The organism is Devosia nitrariae (assembly GCF_030160115.1).
GTDB lineage: Bacteria > Pseudomonadota > Alphaproteobacteria > Rhizobiales > Devosiaceae > Devosia > Devosia nitrariae.
Genome location: NZ_BSNS01000003.1, coordinates 73938 through 95499, shown reverse-complemented (window position 1 = coordinate 95499; position 21562 = coordinate 73938). Strand labels below are relative to the sequence as shown.

21 protein-coding genes are annotated in these 21562 nt (G+C 64.2%); 7 read left to right on the top strand and 14 right to left on the bottom strand.

The features are described 5' to 3' along the window. Nucleotides 1–2: 2 nt before the first annotated feature. A complete protein-coding gene (locus tag QQK18_RS03195) occupies nucleotides 3–935 on the bottom strand; it encodes a LysR family transcriptional regulator (protein WP_284338833.1) in 933 nt (310 codons plus the stop codon). Between the two features lie 67 nt (nucleotides 936–1002). Next, nucleotides 1003–2034 (bottom strand): oxygen-dependent tRNA uridine(34) hydroxylase TrhO, encoded by a 1032-nt coding sequence (gene trhO / locus QQK18_RS03190; RefSeq protein WP_284338832.1) that lies wholly within the window; start codon nucleotides 2032–2034, stop codon nucleotides 1003–1005. A 130-nt stretch (nucleotides 2035–2164) separates the two neighbouring features. Here trhO and QQK18_RS03185 point away from each other — a divergent pair, with 130 nt between their 5' ends. The 4 genes from QQK18_RS03185 to QQK18_RS03170 all read left to right on the top strand — a co-directional run bounded on the left by QQK18_RS03185 (nucleotide 2165) and on the right by QQK18_RS03170 (nucleotide 6248). After that, nucleotides 2165–3202, top strand: a complete 1038-nt coding sequence (locus QQK18_RS03185; protein WP_284338831.1) for an aldo/keto reductase — start codon at nucleotides 2165–2167, stop codon at nucleotides 3200–3202. A 259-nt stretch (nucleotides 3203–3461) separates the two neighbouring features. Next, a complete protein-coding gene (locus QQK18_RS03180; protein ID WP_284338830.1) occupies nucleotides 3462–4073 on the top strand; it encodes a hypothetical protein in 612 nt (203 codons plus the stop codon). Nucleotides 4074–4149: 76 nt separating this feature from the next. Continuing rightward, entirely contained in the window at nucleotides 4150–5379 is a 1230-nt protein-coding gene (locus QQK18_RS03175) for an O-antigen ligase family protein (RefSeq protein ID WP_284338829.1), read from the top strand. Beyond that, a complete protein-coding gene (locus QQK18_RS03170) occupies nucleotides 5376–6248 on the top strand; it encodes a glycosyltransferase family 8 protein (protein WP_284338828.1) in 873 nt (290 codons plus the stop codon). The genes QQK18_RS03175 and QQK18_RS03170 overlap by 4 nt, the downstream gene beginning before the upstream one ends. Here QQK18_RS03170 and QQK18_RS03165 read toward each other — a convergent pair. Together QQK18_RS03165 and QQK18_RS03160 are read right to left on the bottom strand one after the other, a co-directional pair. After that, nucleotides 6245–7045 (bottom strand): glycosyltransferase family 32 protein, encoded by an 801-nt coding sequence (locus tag QQK18_RS03165; protein WP_284338827.1) that lies wholly within the window; start codon nucleotides 7043–7045, stop codon nucleotides 6245–6247. The genes QQK18_RS03170 and QQK18_RS03165 overlap by 4 nt on opposite strands. A gap of 88 nt (nucleotides 7046–7133) precedes the next feature. After that, the gene (locus tag QQK18_RS03160; RefSeq protein WP_284338826.1) at nucleotides 7134–7400 is read right to left on the bottom strand and encodes a DUF2171 domain-containing protein; all 267 of its coding nucleotides are present in this window, start codon (nucleotides 7398–7400) and stop codon (nucleotides 7134–7136) included. Nucleotides 7401–7552: 152 nt separating this feature from the next. On the opposite strand from QQK18_RS03160, the gene QQK18_RS03155 reads away from it, so the two are divergent. Then, the gene (locus QQK18_RS03155) at nucleotides 7553–8035 is read left to right on the top strand and encodes a VOC family protein (RefSeq protein WP_284338825.1); all 483 of its coding nucleotides are present in this window, start codon (nucleotides 7553–7555) and stop codon (nucleotides 8033–8035) included. 135 nt (nucleotides 8036–8170) lie between these two features. Here QQK18_RS03155 and QQK18_RS03150 read toward each other — a convergent pair whose 3' ends face one another. Beyond that, nucleotides 8171–9979, bottom strand: a complete 1809-nt coding sequence (locus QQK18_RS03150) for an ABC-F family ATP-binding cassette domain-containing protein (protein WP_284338824.1) — start codon at nucleotides 9977–9979, stop codon at nucleotides 8171–8173. A 285-nt stretch (nucleotides 9980–10264) separates the two neighbouring features. Continuing rightward, a complete protein-coding gene (gene rirA, locus QQK18_RS03145; RefSeq protein ID WP_284338823.1) occupies nucleotides 10265–10726 on the bottom strand; it encodes an iron-responsive transcriptional regulator RirA in 462 nt (153 codons plus the stop codon). A 250-nt stretch (nucleotides 10727–10976) separates the two neighbouring features. Between rirA and QQK18_RS03140 the strand changes: the two genes are divergently transcribed. Next, on the top strand, nucleotides 10977–11291 hold the full coding sequence (locus tag QQK18_RS03140) for an integration host factor subunit alpha (protein WP_284338822.1): 315 nt from the start codon (nucleotides 10977–10979) through the stop codon (nucleotides 11289–11291). 108 nt (nucleotides 11292–11399) lie between these two features. Here QQK18_RS03140 and QQK18_RS03135 read toward each other — a convergent pair whose 3' ends face one another. Both QQK18_RS03135 and QQK18_RS03130 read right to left on the bottom strand, forming a co-directional pair. Next, nucleotides 11400–12614 (bottom strand): ROK family transcriptional regulator, encoded by a 1215-nt coding sequence (locus QQK18_RS03135; protein ID WP_284338821.1) that lies wholly within the window; start codon nucleotides 12612–12614, stop codon nucleotides 11400–11402. Nucleotides 12615–12932: 318 nt separating this feature from the next. Next, on the bottom strand, nucleotides 12933–14144 hold the full coding sequence (locus QQK18_RS03130; RefSeq protein WP_284338820.1) for an MFS transporter: 1212 nt from the start codon (nucleotides 14142–14144) through the stop codon (nucleotides 12933–12935). A 116-nt stretch (nucleotides 14145–14260) separates the two neighbouring features. On the opposite strand from QQK18_RS03130, the gene QQK18_RS03125 reads away from it, so the two are divergent. After that, complete coding sequence (locus QQK18_RS03125; protein ID WP_284338819.1) at nucleotides 14261–14899, top strand: TetR/AcrR family transcriptional regulator; 639 nt, start codon at nucleotides 14261–14263, stop codon at nucleotides 14897–14899. On the opposite strand, the gene QQK18_RS03120 is transcribed toward QQK18_RS03125, so the two are convergent. From QQK18_RS03120 to QQK18_RS03095, 6 genes are all read right to left on the bottom strand, one after another. Beyond that, entirely contained in the window at nucleotides 14890–15786 is an 897-nt protein-coding gene (locus tag QQK18_RS03120; RefSeq protein WP_284338818.1) for a siderophore-interacting protein, read from the bottom strand. The genes QQK18_RS03125 and QQK18_RS03120 overlap by 10 nt on opposite strands. A gap of 165 nt (nucleotides 15787–15951) precedes the next feature. Further along, nucleotides 15952–17262 (bottom strand): L-fuconate dehydratase, encoded by a 1311-nt coding sequence (locus QQK18_RS03115; protein WP_284338817.1) that lies wholly within the window; start codon nucleotides 17260–17262, stop codon nucleotides 15952–15954. Nucleotides 17263–17268: 6 nt separating this feature from the next. Next, nucleotides 17269–18339, bottom strand: a complete 1071-nt coding sequence (locus QQK18_RS03110; RefSeq protein WP_284338816.1) for an ABC transporter ATP-binding protein — start codon at nucleotides 18337–18339, stop codon at nucleotides 17269–17271. A 128-nt stretch (nucleotides 18340–18467) separates the two neighbouring features. Continuing rightward, on the bottom strand, nucleotides 18468–19337 hold the full coding sequence (locus QQK18_RS03105) for a carbohydrate ABC transporter permease (protein WP_284338815.1): 870 nt from the start codon (nucleotides 19335–19337) through the stop codon (nucleotides 18468–18470). Beyond that, entirely contained in the window at nucleotides 19327–20199 is an 873-nt protein-coding gene (locus QQK18_RS03100; RefSeq protein WP_284338906.1) for a carbohydrate ABC transporter permease, read from the bottom strand. Before QQK18_RS03100 ends, QQK18_RS03105 begins: the two co-directional genes overlap by 11 nt. 114 nt (nucleotides 20200–20313) lie before the next feature. After that, entirely contained in the window at nucleotides 20314–21543 is a 1230-nt protein-coding gene (locus tag QQK18_RS03095; RefSeq protein ID WP_284338814.1) for an ABC transporter substrate-binding protein, read from the bottom strand. Nucleotides 21544–21562: the final 19 nt, after the last annotated feature.

Below are 21562 nucleotides of genomic sequence, written 5' to 3'. Positions count from 1 at the left end.
GCTCAGGCTGCCGCGCTTTCCGAGCCCGCTAGCCGGTTGTCCAGCACCTCGCCCACCTTGGCGCATTCGCGGGCGATCTCGTTGACGAAGTCGGCGAGCATCTGCCGTTCGAGGACAGCTGCCGAGCGCACGACCATGGCCGTGTCGCGGTGGAGCGGCGCAAAGTCGACCGGTGCGATCTCGACCAGCCGGCCGGCCGCGATGTCGTCGGCGACCGCGGAATTGACGAAGAAGCCAAGGCCCTCGCCCTTGACCGCGAGGCGCCGGGCCGGGCCGGTCGGCAGTTCGACGCTCGTGCGCGCCATGCGGGTCAGCGCTGCCGCAGTCTCCGGCTCGACCTGCCACCAGCGCAGGGAGATGACCCGTGGCACCTCAGCCAGCACCTCGTCGATGGTCGGGCGGGCCGGCAGCCGTGCCGCCACCTCCGGCGCTACCACCAGCGGCACCCTCTCACGCATGATGAGCAGCGGCTCGAGGTCGACCACGAGCGGGTCGAGGTTGGGCCAGCACAGGATTCCCATCTCGACGGCTCGCTCGTGCAGCATCGCCACGATCTGCGCCTGCCGGCCCTCATTGACCACCACATCGACGTCCCGATAGCGCTCCTGGAAGCGCAACAGCGCCTCGGTGATCAGCGGAGACACAAGGCTCCGGAGCGAGGCGATGGCGATGCGTCCACGCTCGACCCGCCGCAAGGCCTCGCGGCCCTCCTGGGCGGTGCCGAGAATGCGCCGGGCAAAGGGCAGGAAGGTCATGCCCTGATCGGTCAGGCTCACCTGCCGGCCGCGCACGAACAGCGTGACGCCGAGGAGTTGCTCGAGTGCACGGATGCGCATCGAGGCCGTCGCCTGCGTGATGTTGAGGCGCGCGGCGGCACGCGTGAAGCTCTGGTCGCGGACGATCTGGTCGAAGGTGCGGAGCTGGTCGAGATCCATATCAATGTTTCTTATCGGATGCGGCGGAAACGGCCGATACGCGATAGTAGCATTGATGATTGCGATCTCAAGAGGATGCTGAAGTTTCGGCCCGCGTGGTGCGATCGGCCTCTCGCCGGGCACGCTTTCTCGCCTTGGCCTGCTGTGCCGCGTGCCGCGCCGCATCTCCCAGATGTGCGCTGCCGCGGATCTCGGCGAGGCGTACCTGGTGGTGGCGTTGGGCTGCGGCGAGACGCCTCTCGGCATCCCCAGCGCAGTGCGGGCAGGCGATGCCTTCCTCGTAGCGCAGATCGGCGCGATCCTGCGGCGTCAGCGGCTGGCGGCAGGCACGGCAGAGGGTCGCATTTCCGGCGATAAGCCCGTGGCCGACCGAAACGCGCTCGTCGAAGACGAAGCATTCGCCCTGCCAGTGGCTATCCTCGCGCGGGACCGTTTCGAGATAGTTGAGGATGCCGCCCTTGAGGTGGAAGACCTCCTCGAAGCCTTGCGCGAGAAGATAGGACGAAGCTTTCTCGCAGCGGATGCCGCCGGTGCAGAACATGGCGACTTTCCTGTCCCGCGCCGGATCGAGGTTGCGCGCAACGAAATCCTTGAACTCGGTGAAGGTCTGCGTCCCGGGGTCGAGTGCGCGCTCAAAGGTGCCGAGGCTGACCTCGTAGTCGTTGCGCGTGTCGACGAGCGTGACATCGTTGCGTTCGATCAGCGCGTTCCAGTCCTTGGCCTCGACATAGGTGCCGACCCGCAGTGCCGGGTTGGCCTCTGGTGCACGCAGCGTCACGATCTCGTCCTTAAGGCGCACCTTCATGCGGTGGAACGGCATCGTTGCGGCCGTCGAGAACTTGATCTCGGCACCCTCGAGGCGCCCGCCGAACAGAGGATCGTCCATGAGGAAGGTCTGGAGGGCATCGATGGCATCGTCCGTGCCGGCGACGGTGCCATTGATCCCTTCACGCGCGAGGATCAGCGTGCCCCGGATACCTCGGGCACAGCAGAAGTGAGCCAATTCCGGGCGGATGGCCGCGGTGTCCGCCAGGTCGGCGAACTTGTAGAACGCCATCACCTTGAACGGGCGCGGCTGATCGGGCAGATTATCGATCATATCAGTAGCCGGGTACATGCGCCCGCTCTTACCATCCCGGCCGCTCCCGCGCAAAGCGCGGGTTTTGCGGCCAAATCGCACATCTTAAGCTCGCGCCGTCCTCGAGCGGCGGCGCCAGGGGGAGAACACCATGATCTACCGGGCGGACCCGGCGCGCTACGACGCCATGCAATACCGGCACTCGGGTAAATCCGGGCTGAAGCTCCCGGTCATCAGCCTCGGCCTCTGGCAGAATTTCGGCGGCACCCGCGACTATCCGAGCGCCATGGAGATTCTAGGTCACGCCTTCGATGCGGGCGTCACGCATTTCGATCTCGCCAACAATTACGGTCCCCCGCCGGGGTCGGCCGAGGAGCTTTTCGGCCAGGTTCTGGCGCGCGACTTCCGCCCCTATCGAGATGAGCTGATCGTCTCGACCAAGGCCGGCTACTATATGTGGCCGGGCCCCTATGGCGAATTCGGCAGCCGCAAGTACCTGACCGCCAGCCTCGACCAGAGCCTCAAGCGCATGGGGCTCGACTATGTCGACATCTTCTATTCGCATCGTTACGATCCCAACACGCCGCTCGAAGAGACCATGAGCGCCCTCGCCCAGGCGGTGCGCTCGGGCAAGGCGCTCTATGTGGGCATCTCGAGCTATCCTGAACAGGAGACGCGCGAAGCGCACCGCATCCTGGCCGAGATGGGTATAGGGACCACCATCCATCAGCCGAGCTATTCGATCCTCAATCGCTGGATCGAGGACGACAAGACCATCGATGCCTGCGGCGAACTCGGCATCGGCGTCATCGCCTTCTCCCCGCTTGCGCAAGGGGTGCTGTCGGGCAAGTACAATCAGGGCATGGCCGAGGGTACGCGCGGCGCCGACCCCAGGGGGTCGCTCCGCGCCAGTCACATCGAACCGCGCGTGCTGGCCGCTGTCGACAAGCTCGGCGCCATCGCCCGCTCGCGCGGCCAGTCGATGGTGCAACTCGCCCTCTCCTGGGTTCTGCGCCGCAAGGAAATGACCTCGGCGCTGGTCGGGGTGAGGACCCTCGAGCAGCTGAAGGACAATCTCGGCGTCCTCAACAATCTCGAGCTGACCGCCGATGAGATCGCAGCCATCGACGAGGCGTCGAGGGACGGGCTGATGGAACTGCACCCGCGCCCATCGGGCTGGCTGCGCTAGAGCGTTTTCAGCAAAAGTGGACACCACTTTCGCGGTTCGAAAACGCGCCTATTCAAGGACTTAGAGCTCACGTTCCGATCCAATCGGAACGTGAAAAGCTCTAGAGCGGGATGCGAAAAGGCCTGTCCCGGACTTGATCCGGGATGGGAACGGGTTTTCGCGAGAAATCCCGCGACAACACTGACACTTCCCACTTCCCACTTGCCGGTTCGCCGGGGAAGGACCAACATGACGGCCAGGTCTGGGGAGGTCGTCGTAGATGAGAGGCTTGTGTGTTGCCGTGATGGCCGCCGTGGTCGCGGCCGCGCCCGTCGTCGCCATGGACGCCGAGGCCGAGGCCTTGGTTTCCGGCAACAAGGCCGGAAAGCTGTTGCCGATCGAGGATGTCGCCGTCCTCATGCGCGCGAGCGAGCGCTGGTGTTACAACGAAGAGGCGCAGACCTGCGATTGGTCGGACATCTACCTCGAGGTGGACGCCGAAGGCGCAACCTATGAACTCGCAGATTTCTGGAGCCCGGACGTCGAGATCGCCCTCACCGAATACGGCGTCTTCCGCGACGGGCAATTCATCTGCGAGACGGGAGAGGAGTCTACCCAGACCCTTCGTGCCCGGAATGGCGTCGATGGCCGGCCTCTCGGTGGACGCGAACTTTTCGCGCTCAAGGCCGAGATGGCGGCCGCCTACGCGGCCGAAGGCGATGCATCTCCGGCCTGCTTCGACTACCTTTTCGTCGGCTATTCCCCAAGCGAGGAGACAGTCAGGCTGACGCAGCGGATCTGGCGGGATGGGACGACCGACCCTGCCGAGGACGCGCTGGTCACGCTGCACTTCGACCCGTCGGTCGTCGACGCCTTATCCGTGCGTTGGTAGCAACGGTCATCGGCGCCGATTGACCGGACCGACCTGAATCTGCATGGTGCGCATCCTTTCGGCCAGGAACCAGAGCTTGCAGACAGCCCGATTACTTCCCCCGCTCGCCGCCGTTGCGCTGCTGGTCGGACTCGTTCTGCCTACCGTCTTGCCGGAAGCCGCCAATGTCAGCTTCTTCGTGGTCGCCGGCCTCGCCATCCTCCTCCTGGCGCGTTCGACGGCCTGGGGCTCGATGCTCCGCCGTCCGGGTATCGCCATGCCGCTTCTGGGCGGAGCCATCCTGACCGTCTGCTTTGCCATAACAGCGCGCGAACCCTCGCACGTGCTGACGGTCGCCTATTTCATGCCGCTTTTTCTCGCTGCACCGCTTGCCGGCCTTTTCGCGCGGGTGCCAGGCCTCATGACGCCGCAGGCTATCGGACTTGCCGCAACGGCCGGAGCGGCCGGAGCGGCTGCCGTAGCCCTGTTCGACGCCCTGGTCTTGGGTCTGCCCCGAGCGGGGGTGTCGGTCAATAATCCCATCCATTTCGCCGATCTTGCCCTGACGCTCGGCTTCGTCGCCCTGGTCGGGGTTTATTCCGATCGGCGCTGGGTGCGTCTCCTGGTTATCGCCGCGCCCGCCTGCGCTTTTGTGGCCGTCCTCCTTTCCGGATCGCGCGGGCCGACGGTCGCGTTCGTGCCCATGCTGACGGTCGCCCTTCTCGTGCTGCTGGCTCATGAGGGCTGGGGGCGCGGCAAATGGCTGACCCTGGTGGTGGCGGCTGTTGTCGGCCTTGCGCTTGCCGTGCTCGCCTGGAAGCTCGGGGCCTTCGCCGAGGTCACCGCGTTTGCCGACATCATCAAGGTGTTGCGCAGCGAGACGGTTGACGGCTCCACCGCAAAGCGTCTGGTGATGTATTGGGGAGCTTTCGAGGCATTCCTGTCTTCGCCCGTTTTTGGACACGGTCTCGTCGATCTGACCGAGGCCGTGGCGCGCCACGTGCCGCCTGACGCGCCGTTCGAATCGCCGCCCCACATGCACAACGACATCGCCGATTTCGCTGTGGTCGGCGGTACGCTCGGCCTCTTCGCCTATGGCCTCTTTCTCCTCGCCCCCCTTGCCGAGGCGATCTCGGCGGGAAGACCGCGGCCGTGGCCGGCGATCTATCTCGCTTCTGTGCTCTGCGTCGGGTACCTCTCCATGGGCATGACCAACGCCATGCTCGGCATTCTCTCGCAGACCGTGCTCTACGGCTTTTGCCTGGCGCTCGTCGTCCATCTGGCGAGCCCGCACGCCGCTGCCGCCAAGGTCGAGCCCGCCCGATGACCGCGCCCATCCATATCGCCCTGACCTTCGATGACAATTTCTGGGCGCCGGCCTATGCGCTGATGCGCTCGGTGTGCCTCTTCACCCATCGGCGTCAGGACCTCGTCTTCCATCTCTGCCACAGAACGCTCACACCCGCGCACAAGGCCGATCTCGACGGCATCGCCACTGAATTTGGCGCCATGCTCCACTTCTACGACCTCGACCGCTCCGAGCTCTTTGCCGACATTGCTCGTCGCATGCCCGAGAACAGGCGGCTGACCAATATCGTCTATGCCCGCCTCGTCATCGATCGCATCATCGGCAACGATGCGGCCCGCGTGCTGTACCTCGATTGCGACATGCTGGTGCGCGCTCCGATCGAAGAGCTCTACGAAATCGACCTTCAGGGATTTCCCATCGCCGCCGTCCGCGATACCACCGGCGCGTTGATCACCGGCGGGCGGGACCTGAGGAACAACCGCGACATCTTCGATCCGGCCGATCTCTACTTCAACGCCGGCATGTTGCTGATCGACGCCGAGAAGTGGCGGCAGGCTGATATCCTCGGCCAGCTGGAGACGGCGCTCAGGGACGGGGTGATGGGACGCATCTACTACGACCAGGACTTCCTCAACCTCGTCTTCAAGAACAACTGGCTGCGTCTGGCACCGGCGTGGAACACCATAGATTCGCGCCACGCTCACGAGGGCCTCGATCCGTCGATCCTCCACTATACGGGCGAGGCGAAACCCTGGGCCTTGACCGCCGGCATCCGCCAAAGCGTTGCCTTCGCCCGGCTCTACCGGCATGTGATGACCAACGACATCTTCTACGCGTTCCTGCGGCATCGCTGGAAGCGCTGGTGGCTGAAGAGGTTCGGTCGCTAATCCTGCGGCTGAACGCCCTCGACCTCGCAGAGCCGCGCCAGGGCGCTGCCGGGAGCAGGCGGGGGCATGGCGGCGCGGCCGCGATCGGTGAGCTGGCTGCGCCAGATGTGGACGGCGAGGGTCCTGTCGCCGACGGCGTCCAGCCGGCTACCGGGATGCATCAGCTTTGGCACGTCTTCATAGGCCAGCGGATAGAAAACGTCGCGCGGTTGGACGAGGGGCTCAAGGCCGTGGCGGCGGATATGGTAGGTCAGCGCGAACGGGCCGGTGGCGCCAAACTGCATCTGGTGCGGTGCGACGGTAAAGCCCAGCATCCGGCGAACGGCGACCTCGATCCGGCGGAACGGGGGCAGGTGTGGCTCGACCAGCCGCTTGCCGCCCCGCTCGAAGACTTCGAGCAGGTCGGCGAGGAGCGGCGCTTCTGCAGGGATGAGCAGCACGGCGTTGTTGACCGAGCCGTCCCGCTCGTAGCCAAAGAGATAGGCGGGCGGATCGGCGATGGGCCGCACGCAATAGACGTCGAGATCGGCCCAGACACCGCGCCCGGCCCGCATGAGCTCCAGGCGGAAGCGGTCGGAAAAGACCGCCGGTGTGCCATGGTCCTTGTAAAAGACCAGAGCCTCCCGTGGCAGGATTGTGCCAGCATCGCGCACCATCACACCCTCGGGCAAACCCACCACGGGCTCGTAGGCATAGACCTCGACCCGGTGACCCTGGCGCACGAACGAGGCAACCGAAAGCCGCTCGAGCCATGAGAGTGGCCCGTGCCAGAAGGTGACGATGGTCGGCAGGCTCATGCGCGGCTTGGATCCTTGGCGGAGAGAGCCGCAGACATGTCAAAGCGCGAGGGCGTTGGCAAGCCGCGCATGCAGTGATGTTCTGCCCTCAGTCGGCCGGTTTGCCGTCGGCTTCCTCGTCGAGGAGCATGGCGACAGAGGCATTGGCCGAGAGGCGCACCGTCTCGCCCTCGACCTCGGCCACCAGCCCCCCATCGAAATAGTGGCTGTGGCCGCCATGGGCGCTCTCGCCTTCGGTGGTCTCGACCGGAACGAGCCGGATGCGACCGTCCTCGATCGCCTCGACCGTGCCGACGGGGACGCCGTCGGCCCCCACGACCTGCATGCCGGGCCTGATATCGGTCAACTCGCTCATGATGGCACTCCTTTGTTTGCAGCGTGGAAGCTAGAGGCAGCTCAAGGCAATTGCGTGTCGGCAAGCGTGAAAAGACGCAATGCTGCTCTGCTGCCATCGTCTGTCAGCAGGGGTGATTGAGGATCGCCTCATCGGACTTAAGGAGAAGATCGATGACCAACATGCCTCGAACCATCCCAGAAGGATATACGACTGTCACGCCCTGGATCATCTCGCCTGACACCCGCGCCCTCATGGCCTTCCTTGCCGAAGCGTTCAGCGCCGAGGATCTCGGCAGCTTCGTCAACCCGGACGGCAGCGTCGGCCATGCCGAGATGCGCATCGGCACCGGCATCGTCATGATGTTCGATGCGCGCCCACACTGGCCGGCGACGCCCGCCTTCATCCGCCTCTATGTCGAGGACGCCGAGGCGCTGTTCGAAAAGGCCGTCGCGGCCGGCGCAACGCCGGTGACCCGGGTCACCCATCTCGCCTTCGGCGACAAGGTCGGCCGTATCCGCGATCCATTGGGTAACCTCTGGTGGCTGCAGCAGCGGGTCGAGGAGGTGTCGGAAGAAGAGATGGCCCGGCGCTGGAACGATCCCGAATGGGCGTCGGCCATGGCTTATGTGCAGAGTATGGACCTGGTGAGCTGATCGCGCTACCCGCGGACAGGGGGCTCAGCCTGTTAGAGCGCGTTTTCAGCGAAACAGGATGCCACTTCGCGGTTCGAAAGCGCGGCCAACGGCTTAGAGAACTCCCGTTCCGATACAATCGAAACGGGAAAGGCTCTAACCTTCGACTTCCTCACGCAGAAGTTCGAGCTCCAGCCAGCGGTCTTCGGCCTGTTGTCGCTGGGCCTCGGCCTCGGCAAGCGCCGTGCTCTTGCGCGCAAAGGCATCCGGGTCGCGTGCATAAAGACTGGGATCGGCAAGCGCGGCATTGAGCGCGGCAATTTGCGCGGCCAGTCTCTCGATCTCGCCGGGCAGCGTCTCGAGCGCGTGCTTGTCCTTGAAGCTCAGCTTGCGCCGTGCCTGTTGCGGCGCCGGGGTGGCGGCGGGCGATTTTTCCGCCTTGGCCGGCTTTACCGCCTGCGGCCGGGCCGAAACGCCGGCCCCACGCTGGGCGACCATGTCGGCATAACCGCCGGCATATTCGATCCAGCGGCCTTCCCCTTCGGCAACGATGACCGACGTCGCGACGCGATCGAGGAAATCGCGGTCGTGACTGACGACGAGCACGGTGCCGGGATAATCGGCCGCCATCTCCTCGAGCAGGTCGAGGGTCTCGAGATCGAGGTCGTTGGTCGGCTCGTCGAGGATGAGGACGTTGGAGGGCAGGGCAAGCACGCGCGCCAGCGCCACGCGGGCCCGCTCGCCACCCGAGAGCTTGCCGATCGGTGTATTGGCCTGCTCGGGGGTGAAGAGGAAGTCCTTCATGTAGCCGACGACATGCCGCGGTGCGCCATTGATGACGACGGTATCGCTGCCCCCACCGGTCAGCGCGTCCTTCAAGGGCGTTTGCGGGTTCAATCGCGCCCGGCCCTGGTCGAGCACGGCGAGCTGCAGGTTGGCGCCGTGCCGTACGCCGCCGCTGTCCGGCGTGAGTTCACCGGTCAAAAGCTTGATGAGCGTGGTCTTGCCGGCCCCGTTCGCCCCGACGATACCAACACGCTCGCCGCGCATGACGCGCGTCGAGAAATCGGCGATGACGGTGCGTTCGCCGAACGCTTTGGAGACGCCTTCGGCCTCGAATACCAGCGCGCCCGAAGCGCGCGCGTGCGTCGCCTCGAGATTGGCGCTGCCGACGGACCGGCGCGCCTCGCGCTTGTCCTGCCGCAGCCCGGCGAGGCGCTCCAGCCGCCCGACATTGCGCTTGCGCCGCGCGGTGACCCCATAGCGCAGCCAGTGTTCCTCGCGCACGATCTGACGGTCGAGCTTATGCCGGTTTCGCTCTTCCTCTTCGAGCACGTCGTCACGCCAGGCCTCGAAAGCGGCAAAGCCTTTCTCGATGCGCCGGGTCATGCCCCGGTCGAGCCAGACGGTTGCGCCGGTGAGGTCGGCAAGGAACCGCCGGTCATGGCTGATCAGTACCATTGCCGAGCGCATGGAAGCGAGCTCGCCTTCGAGCCATTCGATGATCGGCAGGTCCAGATGGTTGGTTGGCTCGTCGAGCAGCAGCACGTCCGGGCTTGGCGCCAGCACCCGCGCGAGCGCGGCACGGCGGGCTTCCCCGCCCGAAAGCGTTGCCGGAGCCTCTTCGCCGGTCAGGCCGAGCGCCTCGAGGAGATAGCGGGCGCGATAGGCATCGTCCCCGGGAGCGAGCCCGGCCTCGACATAGGCGAGCGTCGTTTCGAAGGCGGAGAGATCCGGCTCCTGCGGCAGATAGCGCACGGTCGCGCTGGGCTCGAGGAATCGGTCTCCGGCATCCTGCTCGATCTGTCCGGCGGCGATACGCAGGAGCGTCGACTTGCCCGACCCGTTGCGGCCGACGAGCGCCACGCGCTCACCCGGCGAGACAATGAGCTCGGCCCCTTCGAGGAGCTTTGTACCCCCAAAAGTGAGGTGGATGTTCTGCAGGGCAAGGAGCGGCGCGGCCATTTGGCGCGATAGAGCACAGGCGTATGAGGATGGCAACAGTCCCGCCCACCGCCTGGCGGACGCCAACAAAAAGGCTGATCAGGGCGTTGAGGACCCTGATCAGCCCGGGGAGACGGTAGCAGCAAGCCCCGTCGTCACGTTGGTTCCGACGGCAACAGCCGGAACCGAACTGAATATGACTTCAAAGTCATCTAATGACCGGGAGAATGCTGCGAAATAACATGACTGTCAAGCTCATATTAATGAGCGGGAGCTGTTTCTATCGGGAGACGCCTGCCCAGGCCGTCAATGAACCGGAACCGGTTCCCCCGCCAGTTCTGCAAGACCGAGCCGCTGGCGCAGCGAGCGCCGCTTATGGGCAAGATCGGCAATGGTATAGCCCTCGAGGACGGTAAAGAACGCACCCAGGGCTTCGCGCAACGCACCATTGAGGTCGCATTCGCCGACAAGCGGGCAATCGGCCCCCTCCTCGAAGCATTCGGCCAGCGCAAAGTTCTCTTCGGTGAGGCGAATGGTTTCGAGCAGGGTGATGTCTACGGCCGGCTTGCCGAGGCGGATGCCGCCATGCCGCCCGCGCACCGTTTCGAGGAGCCTGTTCTCGACCAGCGGCTTGATCAGCTTGAACAGAAACAGTTCCGAAATGCCGTAGGCCCTGGCGATGTCGGCAACGCGGCTCAGCTCCGGCTGGTTGACGGCGCAATAGACAAGCGTGCGTATGGCGTAGTTGGATTGGCGTGTCAGTCTCAACGCTTGATTTCCTTCCGGCGTGACAGCCCTGCCGCTCGACGTGCGGATAGGACAAACCCCCGTCGCGGGCTTATGATTTGCGTCTCAGCTTATAACGATTCTAAAATATGTCAACATAAGTTGATGGACGAGGTCACCTTTGGGAGGCAGGCAGGGTGCGCGTTCACCATTAATTGCTTAACAGGAAGTTATTCTGCTAAGCACCGTGTTTGCGGCGGGTTGGAACATACGAATCGGAGGAATAGACGCCTTGGGTCAAGCACTGACTCGCGCAAGCCTGCGACGCAGGCTCATCGCCCGCACCGGCGCAAGCCCGGCCGACGCTGACCGGTTGGTCACGCGTATGCTCGATCTGATGGGTACGGCACTCTCGAACGGGGAATCGGTCAAGCTGACTGGTTTCGGCACGCTTGAGGTGCGTGCCCGCGGCGCTCGCAAGGGCCGCAATCCTAAAACCGGCAAGCCCTATCCTGTGGAAGCACGTAAGGTCGTAGTCTTTACCCCGAGCGCTCGCCTCAAGCAGCAGTTGGAGGCGCTGATTGGGGAGCGTCCCACATCGTCCTGACCGGGTCCTCAACGAGGCCGTCCGCGTATGGACACCACTTTTGCGGTTCGAAAGCGCGAGAACTCAAGTCCTCGATCTCGCTCTGATTCTATCGAACCGCACCGCATCTTAGCCGGCGAGACCGGCGAGCGTGCGCGAAAGATACCGCCTGTAGAGCGGTAGTTCGGCCGCCCCGATCGCCGGCGCCAGCGCCCCGAGGCGGCCGTTGACGACATCTGGCGGCCCCCCCGACGCGGCTGGCAGCGCCGCCAGATGGTGGACGATGCGTTCCGATAGCCGCTCGACGATTGGCGGCGGCATCACCCCGTCGATAATGGCGACCTGGGTTTCGATGACGACGGCCGTGTTGAAGATGACGTGCGCGAGTGCCGCCGCGCCCGCCTCGATCCATTCGCTCAGCACCGGCTCAAACTCCGCCCAGTCCCATTGCTCGTAAGGTCCCTGTGGTAGCGACCGCCCGGCCGCTTCCAGCCGCTCGAGAAGGGCACTTATGGAGGCCACCCTGTGGGCAGGCAACGGACCGTCTTCGGGCCCGTCGACCAGCATGAAGCCGAGATTGGCTGAATTACCTGACGGCCCTTCCCAGAGCGTTCCTTGCCCAATGACGCCGGCCGCAATGTAATGCGTCACGAGAAAGTAGATGACGTCGGCCGGCCGCGGACGGGGGATGGCGACGAGTTCAGCCCAGCACGCTGCGTTGCCGTCATTGTAGATGCTGACCTCGAGCCCGGTTTCGGCCGATAGCGCCGGCGACAGCTCCAGCTCCCGCCAGAGCTCGGTCTGCTCCGGCGCGGCGCCGACCTGGTGGACATAGCGCCAGATGTGGGTAGGCATGGCAACGCCGAGGCCAGCCAGGCGCTTGCTTTCCTCGGGGCTCAGCGTCTCGCGCAATGCCCTCACCGCCGCACCGATCTGCCCGACGATTGCGCGCGCGTCCGGCCAGGCATAGTCGACATGCCGGTGCGCGAGCACCTGCCCTTGCATGTTGACGAGCACGGCTTCCATCTGTCGCCAGCCGATCTCGCAGCCGATGGCGAAGCGCCCGTCGGCCTTGAGGAAAATCGGCGTTGCCGGCTGCCCGCGCCGCCCGCGCAGCACCTGGCCGCGCGTAATCAGGCCCGCCCTCTCGACGTCAACCAGTATGGCCGAGACCGTTTGCGGCGCCAGGCCCGACAGGCGCGATATTTCGGCGTTGGAGACGCCGGGATTGAAGGCGATGAGGGTGAGGACCGCGCGTTCGTTGGCCTTGCGCAGCCCGTTGTGCTGCAGGCCCCGCCCGCCGGCATCGAATATGTCCCGAACTTCTTCAGGGATGTGTGACATCTCAAAAATGGCCCCTTGCCGACGCCATGCCGGCTTACAACGCCACAAACCCGTCGTTCCGCGTGCGGCGGGTGAATCAGGGCGCTCATTTATTCAATAATGGCAAATAGATATGAACTCGCCAATCCCGTCGATGTGTCGGCGCGCGGGAGATGTATTGGCAAATCTTACAATAGAGGGACCGAACGCTGGCCAGGCAAAGGCGGTTCCCCCATGCCTGCCAGCAACGATACAGGCTGGATGCAACAGTCTGATGCAGTTCCATCGCTAATGAGAACCCGCCCGTCGATGACGGGCGGGACTGGTCGAAACGGCGAGTTAAGCGGTAGCGAGCTCGGGCGTCGCTGCCTGTCGCGAACCCGAAAGGCTCGCCTGGCCGACAAGAGCGACGAGGACCGCAACGACGCCGGCGGTGACCGACACCCAGAAGCCATTGCCGGCACCGAACTGGTCAACCACCCAGCCGGAGGTGAACGAACCGATCGCCATGCCGATGGCGATACCGGTGACCGCCCAGGTCATGCCTTCAGTGAGCTTGGCGGCGGGCACCAGCCGCTCGATCAGGCCGAAGGCGGTGATGAAGGTCGGTGAGATGGCGAGACCGCTGGTCAGCAGCAGGAGGGCGAGTAGCGGCACGTTCGGTACAAAGAGCAGCGGGATGGTCGCCACCGCGACGATGGCGACGGCGATAAGGAACTGGCGTGAGAGCGCCATGTTGAGTTTCAAGGCGCCATAGACGATGCCAACGAGGAAGGAGCCGACCGCATAGCTGCCAAGCACCAGGCTGGCCGACGCCGGCGATCCCCATGTCTCAGTCAGCGCGATCACCGTGACCTCGGCCGTACCGAAGATGGCGCCAACGGCAATGAGCGTCAGGGCGACGATCTGCACAGGACGTAGGGCAATGGCCGAGCGGCCCTTGCTGCGGGCGGCGGGCTGCACCCGGGGCTCGGTGGACTTCTGGATGACGAAGAGCGCGGTGCCGACCGTAAGGGAGATGGTCGAAACCAGCACGCCCGCCTCGGGAAACAGCGTAACGCTAAGGCCTACCGAAAGCACAGAGCCGACGATGTAAACGAGCTCGTCGGCGACCGATTCGAAGGCGAAGGCGGTGCCGAGCAGCGGCTTGTCGCGATAGAGTTCGGTCCAGCGGGCGCGCACCATGGCAGGCATGCTGGGCATGACGCCGGCAAGCACGGCCGTGGCAAAGAGCGTCCAGGTCGGCCAGCGATAATAGGTGGCGGCCAGAAGGGCGGCGAAGGCGGCGACCGCGACAACCGTCGTCGGAACGAGCACGCGGCTTTGGCCGAGGCGGTCGACAAGCCGCGAGATTTGGGGGGAAACGAAGGCGTTGGTGAGGGCGAAGGTGGCTGACACCGCGCCGGCCAGCCAGTATTCGCCATGGGTCTGGGAGAGCATGGCAACGATGCCCATCGTCGTCATGGCGATCGGCAGACGGGCCAGGAACCCGGCAGCGGCGAAGCCCTTGGCTCCCGGCGCGCGGAAGATTTCGCTATAGGGATTGGACATGGGACGTTCCTTGAAAATAGGAGTAACGCCACTCACATACGTAGCGTATGCGATTCACTTAGTTGCATACGCTACGTATGTCAATTAATATACGATACGTATGTGAAAGGAAAGCGATGGCACACCGACCGCGTAGGGAAATGATCGCCGAGACCCGGGGCAAGTTGCTGGCTGCCGGGCGAAAGGCCTTCGGAACGATAGGATACGCGGAAGCCTCGATGGACGATTTCACCGCCGAGGCTGGGCTGACGCGCGGCGCGCTCTACCACCATTTCGGCGACAAGAAGGGGTTGTTCGCTGCTGTGGTCTCCGAGATCGATGCAGAAATGACTAAGCGTCTCGAAGACGTAACCGCCCAAGCTGGCGATAGCTGGCGAGGGTTCGTCGACGGATGCGCCGCTTATATCGAGATGGCGGTCGAGCCCGAGATCCAACGCATCGTCCACTGCGACGGACCGGCGGTGCTCGGCCCTTCCTGGCTAACGACCTCGCAGAGCGGGTGCATTGCCTGCATGACCGACGACATCAGCCGGCTCAAGGCCGAAGGTATTGTGCGCGATGTCGATCCGGAAGCAACGGCACGGCTCCTCAACGGTGCTTCCCTTCATGCAGCGCAATGGATCGCCGGTTCCGACGACCCGGAAGGAACCTCGAAGAAGGCTGTGGCAGCGTTCAGGGCCCTGCTCGATGGACTGCGCGTTGAGGCCGACGAGCATGTGGCGCCCGCCGTGGAAACGGCTGCCTCCTACTCGTAGACCTTGCCGAAGCGCCAGTAGCCCATGAGGTTGAGCGAGCGCCGGTCGAGCCCTTTGTCCTTGATGAGGAAGCGGCGGATGGCCATCACCGCCTCGGACTCCCCGGCGATCCAGGCATAGAAATCGTCGCCGGCGGGCTCGGCCAGCTCCCAGGGCACGTTCGCGTCGATGTCGATGTCCTCGAGCACCAGCTCGGGGTTCCCCGCCCCCTGCGGTAGGTGCGCCCGCTTGACGGCCGCAACCATCAGGTCGCCTGGACGCAGATCTGCGTTCTTGCGCGCCAGCCATTCGAGCTCGAGCCCCGGCCATCCGGCAAGCGCGATGCGATCCCCTCCTGAAGGCACTTCGACAAATGCCTCGACCCGCGGCGGCGCGGCCCGCCCTGCGAGCTCATCGAGAATGCCGGCGAGAGCCGGCAGCGCCGTCTCGTCGGCTGCGAGCAGAATGCGGCGGGCGCTCGCCGGCGGCTTCCATTCGAACCCGCCGATTTCCCCCTGCGCGAGCCGGTTGGGTGCGGAGATCTGCACCCGGTCGCCGGGCTGCGCGTTCGTAGCCCAGCGCGAGGCGGGACCGGTTTCGCCGTGCAGGACGAAATCGACGTCGACTTCGCATTGCTCGGCTCGCAGGTGCCGGATGGTATAGGTGCGCATCGGATGGCGGTCGGCGGGCGGCAGGGCCTTGTAGACCTTGTACCAGTCGCCGCGCTTGGGCAGATCCGGCACGCGTCCATCCCGGGGGAAGAAAATCTTGATGCGCTGGTCGGGCGCGAACGTCGCCATGTCTGCGATTTCGGGGCCGACAAAGGTCAGCCGCCGCAGGTGCGGCGAGACGTCGGCGAACCGGGCGAAGGTGACGTTGAAGATTCGGTAAGGCCGGATATTGATCATGAACGGTCTGACGCGACGAAGGTGCCGCTAAAATATGAGAATAAGACTCCTATTATAGCGGCGATGGCGTCGAGGCAAGTACTCCCCAGACGCCGTCCGGCGCAAAGCCCCGGCGATCCTTGAACAGGGCCAAAGGCATGAGGATCGGCTGATGAAGGGCGGGGCCTACCGCCACACAGAGCGCGCTGGCCGGCCGGGCGATGCCGCAACGTCATGGGCGGCGATCGAAGCCGGCTTCATCTCGATGGAAAACCCTGGCCTTTGCGGCGGCATATAGGCGGCATTCTCGATCACGCAGGGATCGACGAAGTGTTCGTGTAGATGGTCGACATATTCGATGACCCGTCCATCCATCGTGCCCGAGACGCAGAGATAGTCGATCATGGCCAAGTGCTGGACATATTCGCACAAGCCTACACCCCCTGCATGTGGCCAGACGGGCTTTCCGTATTTGGCCGCCATGACCAAGACCGCCAGCACCTCGTTCAAGCCCCCGATGCGGCAGGCATCGATCTGCACGATGTCGATGGCATCCCCGGCGATGAACTGCTTGAAGAGGATGCGGTTCTGGCACATCTCGCCGGTCGCGACCTTTATCGGGGCGATTGCCTCCCGGATCCGGCGGTGGCCGGCGACGTCGTCGGGGCTGGTCGGCTCCTCGATGAAATAGGGTCTGGCGAAGGCAAGCGCTTTTACCCAATCGATGGCTTCGTCCACCTCCCAGATTTGGTTGGCATCGATCATCAGGATGCGCTCGGGCCCGATCACGTCGCGCACGATCCGCAACCGCCTGATGTCGTCCTCGCGGCTGCGGCCGACCTTGAGCTTGATGTGGGTGAAACCCGCCGCCACCGCCTGCCGGGCGAGAGCCTCAAGTTTCTCGTCCCGATAGCCGAGCCAGCCGGCCGAAGTGGTGTAGCAGGGATAGCCTCGCTGTTCGAGAATATGCCGCCGCTCGTCGCGTCCTTCGGCGGCGCGCGTGAAGATGTCGAGCGCCTCGGCGGGAGTGATGGCGTCGGTGAGGTACCGGAAGTCGAGGATGCGCAGCAGCTCCTCGGGGTTCATGTCGGCCACCAGTCGCCAGACCGGCTTTCCCGCCTTCTTGGCCCAGAGGTCCCAGACGGCGTTGACAACGGCGCCGGTTGCAAGATGCATCGCCCCCTTGTCCGGCCCGATCCAGCGCAACTGGCTGTCGCCCGTCATATGGCGCCAGAAGCGGCCGGGATCTTCGGTGATCGAGGTGAGGTCAAGCCCAACGACGCGGCGGGCCAGGGCCTCGATCGCCTTGCACACGACCTCATTGCCGCGCCCGATGGTAAAGGTCAGGCCGTGGCCGCTAAGACCCGGCTCATCGGTCTCCAGCACTACATAACCCGCCGAATAGTCCGGGTCCGGGTTCATCGCGTCCGAGCCGTCGAGCGACTGGGAGGTGGCAAAACGCAGATCGTGGGTCGTAAGGCCGGTAATGCGGGTCATGATGCGTCAGCGGGAGAGCCGCGCCTGAGTGCGGGGATCGAAGAGGTGCACGCGCGCAAGGTCCGGCGCAATGCGCAGCTTGGCGCCCGGTCCGACGTCGAGCCGCTCTCGGAAGACCCCGGTGACCTGTCCGTTGCCGGTTTGCAGAAGCACATGGGTTTCCGCGCCCGTCGGTTCGACGACGACAATCTCGGCGTCGACGCCCTGGGCATCGATCGAAAGGTGCTCGGGACGTACGCCGTAGACGAGGCTGTCGCCTGCCTTGGCGCGCAAGTCCATCGGCAGCGGCCAGACCGAACCGTCCTCGGCCTCCAGCACCGGCTTGCCGTCCGCTGCCGCTACACGCCCTTCGACGAGGTTCATGGCCGGCGAGCCGATGAACGAGGCAACGAAGAGGTTGGCTGGGTTGTCGTAGAGATCGAGAGGCGAGCCTAGCTGTTCGATCACACCGTCGCGCATCACGACGATGCGGTCGGCCATGGTCATGGCCTCGATCTGATCGTGCGTGACGTAGATGGTTGTGGTCTTCAGGCGCTGGTGCAGCGCCTTGATCTCGGCCCGCATGGCAACGCGCAGCTTCGCATCGAGATTGGAAAGCGGCTCGTCGAAGAGAAAGACCGCAGGGTTTCTGACGATGGCGCGGCCCATTGCGACGCGCTGGCGCTGGCCGCCCGAGAGCTCGCGCGGATAGCGGTCGAGCAGGGGCGAGAGGTCGAGGATCGAGGCGGCGCGCTGGACTGCCTGGTCGATCTCGGACCGGCTGCGCCGGGCGAGCTTCAAGGCGAACGCCATGTTGTCGCGCACGCGCATATGCGGATAGAGCGCGTAGTTCTGGAAAACCATGGCGATATCGCGCTCCTTGGGCGGCAGGTCCGTAACAATGGTCGAGCCGATCTGCACGTCCCCGCCCGTGATCGTCTCGAGCCCGGCAATCATGCGCAGGAGCGTCGATTTCCCGCAGCCCGACGGCCCCACCAGCACGAGGAATTCCCCGTCCCTGACCGTCAGGTCAATGCCGTGCAGCACCTCGACGGATCCGTAGCTCTTGATCACATCCATGACGGCAACACTGGCCATAGCGTTTCCTCCCGTTCTTGAGCGTTTTCAGCAAAAGTGGACACCACTTTTGCGGTTCGAAAACGCGACAATTCCGAACCCAGAGCTCTCGTTTCGATACAATCAGAACGAGAAATGCTCTTGAGCTCTCAGCGCCCGCCGAAGCCGGCGCCCATCGCAATCCCCTTGTAGATGACCTGCTGGAGGACGATAGCGAGCACCAGGCCCGGCAGCATCGAAATCGCGGCGCCCGCCATGATGTAGTTCCAGGACGTGCCCTGCTCGGTCTGGAACATGGTGAGGCCGAGCGGGAGCGTCGCGTAGTCCATGCCGTGCACGACGATCAGCGGCCAGAGGAAGTTGTTCCACTGCCCGATAAAGGTAAAGAGCGCCAGCAAGCCGATGGCCGGCAGCGAGAGCGGAATGATGATCGAGATGAGGATGCGCAGCCGCGACGCGCCATCGATGAGCGCGGCCTCCTCGAGTTCGCGCGGAATGGAGAGGAAGAACTGCCGCAACAGGAATGCGCCAAACGACGAGAAGGCCATGGGCAGGATCATCCCCTGATAGGTGTTGACCCAGCCCAATTGGTTGATGATCAGAAAGAGCGGGATGACCAGCATCACCTGCGGGATCATCAGCGTGCCGAGATAGGCAACGAAAATTCCGTCTCGGCCGGGAAAGCGCAGCCGCGCGAAAGCGTAAGCGGCCAGCGACGAGACAACGATGGTGATTGCCGTCACGCTTCCGGCAACGATCGCGCTGTTGAGGAAGAACCGCCCGAACGGAAGGTGAAGCCAGGCCTCGACGAAGTTGCCCCACTGCCATTCGGTCGGCAGTAGGCGCGGTGGCACCGCCAGCACCTCGGCATTGCCGCGCACGGCATTGGAGACCATCCAGAAGAAGGGGAAGAGGAAGACGAGCGCGACGATCGTCAGTCCTCCGTGGTTGAGGATATCGAGCGCCAGTGTGAGGCCCGGATGCCTCTGCTTGCGGCGTGGACGGGTATCAGCTGTCATAGTGCACCCATTTGCGCTGGAACCAGAACTGCAGGGCGGTGAGCGCCATGATGATGAGGAACATCACCCAGGCGAGCGCAGAGGCATAGCCCATCTGGTAGTTGGAGAAGCCGTTTTGGTAGATGGCAAAGCCGAGCGTTGCCGTCGCCGAACCCGGACCGCCACGCGTGATGACATAGATCTGGTCGAAGACCTGCAACGAGGTGATGGCGGTCATCACCGTGCCGAAGAAGACGGTCGGCGAGATCAGCGGCAGCCTGATCTTCCAGAACCGGTCCCAGGCATTGGCCCCGTCGATCTTGGCGGCATCCAGATAGCTCTGCGGCACGAGGTCGAGCGCAGCGTTGAACAGCACCATGTTGTAGCCGGCGTTGGCCCAGAGGGTGACGATGATCACCGCCTGCATGGCGAGCCGGGGGTCGAGCAACAGGTTCGGGACATGGAGCGAAAGCGTCTGGAAGACGAGATCCATGAACCCGCCAGGCGTGAAGATCAAAAGCCACACCACCGAGGCGGCGATCGAGGGGGTGAAGGTCGGCAAAAAGAAGATCACCCGGAACCAGCGTTGCCCGCGCTTGAGCCCCGAGATCCAGACGGCAAGGCCGAGCGAAACGATGATGTTGAGGACGAGGTATTCGGCCGTGAAGAACAGCGTATTGCCGAGCACCGTATAGAATGCCGGGTCGAGCGTGAACAGCCGCTGGTAGTTGGCAAAGCCGATGAAGCTTGGCGCCGAGATCAGTTGCCAGTTGGTGAAGCTGATGACCAGCGAGGCAACGATGGGAAAGAGCATGAAGGCAATGAACCCGAGAAGGCTGGGCAGGAGGAACAGGAACGCCATGCGCGTTTCGTGTGCCGACATCCTGTTCCGGCGCCGGACCGGCGCCACGGCAGCTTGGGTGGAAATGCTCTCTGTCATGGAACCTCCCGCTCAGGGACTGCGGCGGAGATGACCTCCGCCGCCGCAGCGTTTCCTCTACTGGCTCTGGGCCAAGCTCTGGATCGTCTGCATGGTCTGTTCGGGGGTCTGGCTGCCGGTCATGGCCAGTGGGAAGTACTGGGTCATGAGGTTCTCGACAGCGTTCCAGTTGTCGGTGATCTCATAGGTCGCCGAGTGTTCGAGCGAGTATTCGAGAGCTTCGCGCGCGCCCGCCACATCCGCGGCCGCCACGTCGAACCAATAGGTCCACTCGGCCTTGCGGGCGGGTAGGGCCCGGCCGGCCTCGGCAAGATACTGGAGCGCTTCCGGCCCGGTGATCACCTGGATGGCTTTCCAGGCCGCATCCTTGTTGTCGCTGGATGTGGCAATGCCGAAACCCGAGCCGGCGGTCACCGCGTTGAGATCGCCCTCTTCGCGCGGCAGCGGAGCCAGTCCCAGCTCGAACTGCACCGTGTCGTTCTTGCTAATGAGGCTCCAGGGCCCGTCGACCATCATTGCCAGATTGCCCGATTCGAACCGGCCGGCGATCACGTCGCCCGGATTGGCGCCCGAGGCGACGACCGGGGCGACCTTGTGCTCGGTCACGAGGCCAATAAAGGTGTCGGCGGCAGCGATTGCCGAGGGGTTGGTGAAGTCGAGCTGGCCCTCATCGTTGATATAGTCGGCCCCAAGGGCGGCAGCGAAGATCGAATAGCCGTTGGGGACGACGCCGAACCCGTACTCGCCGTCCTTGGTGAGCGCGGTCGCCGCGGCGGTGAACTCTTCGAGCGTCCAGCCGGGCTGGGGCAGGTCGAGCCCGGCCTCCTCGAACTTGTCCTTGTTGTAGAACATCATCCAGGGGCCGACGTCATAAGGCAGCCCGTAAATGACGCCGTCACGCGACATGCCGCCGATGATCGATTCATCGAACGCATCGATGTCGAAGCCATCATCGGCGATACGCTCGTCGAGCGGCTCGAGCAGCGAATAGAAGTTCGGCATTCTCAACGACTGCATGGCCACGATATCGGCGAGCTGGCCGGACGCAGCCAGCACCGGCAGCTTCGTCCAATAATCGTTCCACGGAGTGGTCTGCAGCTCGACCGTGATCTCCGGGTGCACCTCGGTGACCATGTCGGCCAGGTGCTGCCAGGCGGCGATGTCGTTCTCGTCGCTCCCCCACATCTGCCAGGTGATGGTCACCGGCTCGTCCTGCGCATAGGCTGGACCGGTCAGCGCGGCGCCACCCATGAGGGCGATCGCCGCCAGCACTAGGGTTGTCTTCATGATGATTCCTCCTCCATCT

Excerpts from the sequence above, each read along its gene's own strand:
- QQK18_RS03095 (WP_284338814.1), bottom strand. The coding sequence starts at position 21,543 with ATGAAGACAACCCTAGTGCTGGCGGCGATCGCCCTCATGGGTGGCGCC.
- QQK18_RS03180 (WP_284338830.1), top strand. The coding sequence starts at position 3,462 with ATGAGAGGCTTGTGTGTTGCCGTGATGGCCGCCGTGGTCGCGGCCGCG.
- QQK18_RS03170 (WP_284338828.1), top strand. The coding sequence starts at position 5,376 with ATGACCGCGCCCATCCATATCGCCCTGACCTTCGATGACAATTTCTGG.
- QQK18_RS03195 (WP_284338833.1), bottom strand. The coding sequence starts at position 935 with ATGGATCTCGACCAGCTCCGCACCTTCGACCAGATCGTCCGCGACCAG.
- QQK18_RS03105 (WP_284338815.1), bottom strand. The coding sequence starts at position 19,337 with ATGACAGCTGATACCCGTCCACGCCGCAAGCAGAGGCATCCGGGCCTC.
- QQK18_RS03100 (WP_284338906.1), bottom strand. The coding sequence starts at position 20,199 with ATGTCGGCACACGAAACGCGCATGGCGTTCCTGTTCCTCCTGCCCAGC.
- trhO (WP_284338832.1), bottom strand. The coding sequence starts at position 2,034 with ATGATCGATAATCTGCCCGATCAGCCGCGCCCGTTCAAGGTGATGGCG.
- QQK18_RS03125 (WP_284338819.1), top strand. The coding sequence starts at position 14,261 with ATGGCACACCGACCGCGTAGGGAAATGATCGCCGAGACCCGGGGCAAG.
- QQK18_RS03120 (WP_284338818.1), bottom strand. The coding sequence starts at position 15,786 with ATGATCAATATCCGGCCTTACCGAATCTTCAACGTCACCTTCGCCCGG.
- QQK18_RS03115 (WP_284338817.1), bottom strand. The coding sequence starts at position 17,262 with ATGACCCGCATTACCGGCCTTACGACCCACGATCTGCGTTTTGCCACC.
- QQK18_RS03130 (WP_284338820.1), bottom strand. The coding sequence starts at position 14,144 with ATGTCCAATCCCTATAGCGAAATCTTCCGCGCGCCGGGAGCCAAGGGC.
- QQK18_RS03155 (WP_284338825.1), top strand. The coding sequence starts at position 7,553 with ATGACCAACATGCCTCGAACCATCCCAGAAGGATATACGACTGTCACG.
- QQK18_RS03165 (WP_284338827.1), bottom strand. The coding sequence starts at position 7,045 with ATGAGCCTGCCGACCATCGTCACCTTCTGGCACGGGCCACTCTCATGG.
- QQK18_RS03160 (WP_284338826.1), bottom strand. The coding sequence starts at position 7,400 with ATGAGCGAGTTGACCGATATCAGGCCCGGCATGCAGGTCGTGGGGGCC.
- QQK18_RS03150 (WP_284338824.1), bottom strand. The coding sequence starts at position 9,979 with ATGGCCGCGCCGCTCCTTGCCCTGCAGAACATCCACCTCACTTTTGGG.
- QQK18_RS03135 (WP_284338821.1), bottom strand. The coding sequence starts at position 12,614 with ATGTCACACATCCCTGAAGAAGTTCGGGACATATTCGATGCCGGCGGG.
- QQK18_RS03110 (WP_284338816.1), bottom strand. The coding sequence starts at position 18,339 with ATGGCCAGTGTTGCCGTCATGGATGTGATCAAGAGCTACGGATCCGTC.
- QQK18_RS03185 (WP_284338831.1), top strand. The coding sequence starts at position 2,165 with ATGATCTACCGGGCGGACCCGGCGCGCTACGACGCCATGCAATACCGG.